The sequence below is a fragment of the Cupriavidus sp. 01L415 genome, from assembly GCF_056400065.1.
The window spans coordinates 1-1167 of sequence record NZ_JBFTSP010000081.1 but is presented as its reverse complement, the minus strand read 5'-3'; the positions used below and the strand labels follow the sequence as shown (position 1 = coordinate 1167).

The following is a 1167-nucleotide window of genomic DNA, read 5'->3' as shown; positions in this document are numbered from 1 at the left end:
CTAGTGTCCTGTCCCGCAAATAACTGGCATTAGTCTTGCATCCCGTTTCGGCATTTTGGGAACGGAGATATCGCGATGATTACGGGCAGACCGAAGGCCGAATTGGTGTTGAGCGAAGATGAACGCGCGCAGTTGCAGGCGTTCGCGCGCAGCCGGTCGTTGCCTGCTGCGTTGAGCAATCGGGCGCGCATCATCCTCAGCAGCGCCGACGGTGAGCTCAATAGCGCGATCGCCGAACGGCTGAAGATGAGCAACGCCACGGTCGGCAAATGGCGCGCGCGCTTCATTGCACGCCGAATCGCCGGTCTGTATGACGACGTTCGCCCGGGGGCCCCGCGCACGGTCGACGACGAACGGGTGGCGCAATTGATTCAGACCACCCTGCATACGAAGCCGGCCAACGGCTCGACACACTGGAGCGTGCGTGCTGTCGCGGCCGAGACCGGCATCTCCAAGAGCAGCGTGCAGCGCTACTTCCAACTCTTCGGGCTGCAACCTCATCGTACCGAAGGCTTCAAGCTGTCTACCGACCCGTTCTTTGTCGAGAAGCTGCGCGATGTGGTGGGGTTGTACCTGAGCCCACCTGAGAACGCGCTGGTGCTGTGCGTGGATGAGAAGAGCCAGTGCCAGGCACTGGAGCGCACGCAGCCGATGCTGCCCATGGGATTCGGCTACGTCGAGGGCGTCACGCACGACTACAAACGTCATGGCACCACCACGCTGTTTGCGGCGCTGAACATCCTGAATGGAGCTGTGCTGGCGCGATGCAAACCGCGCCATCGCCATCAGGAGTTCCTGTCGTTCCTCCGAGAGATCGAACAAGCCGTGCCCACTGAGCTGGACATTCACTGCATCGCCGATAACTACGCTACGCACAGCCACCCGAAGATCAAGGCCTGGCTGGCAGCGCGTCCACGTTGGCACATGCACTTCATCCCGACCTACAGTTCCTGGCTCAATCAGGTCGAGCGTTTCTTCTCCCTGATTACTGATAAGGCCATCCGCCGCGGCTCGTTCACCAGCGTCAAACAGTTGGTCCAACGCATCGATCATTTCGTGACCGCTTACAACGCGGACTGCCAGCCATTTCGCTGGACAGCTACTGCCGACTCGATTCTCGAAAAGTTGCACCGACTTTGCTCACGTATTAGTGGGACAGGACACTAG

At 59.8% G+C, this 1167-nt stretch carries 1 protein-coding gene; it reads left to right on the top strand.

What is annotated here, in order from left to right:
- The first annotated feature begins 75 nt into the window (after positions 1 to 75).
- Positions 76 to 1167: an IS630 family transposase gene (locus AC1DOX_RS30960; RefSeq protein WP_441623174.1), complete on the top strand. Its 1092-nt coding sequence runs from the start codon at positions 76 to 78 to the stop codon at positions 1165 to 1167.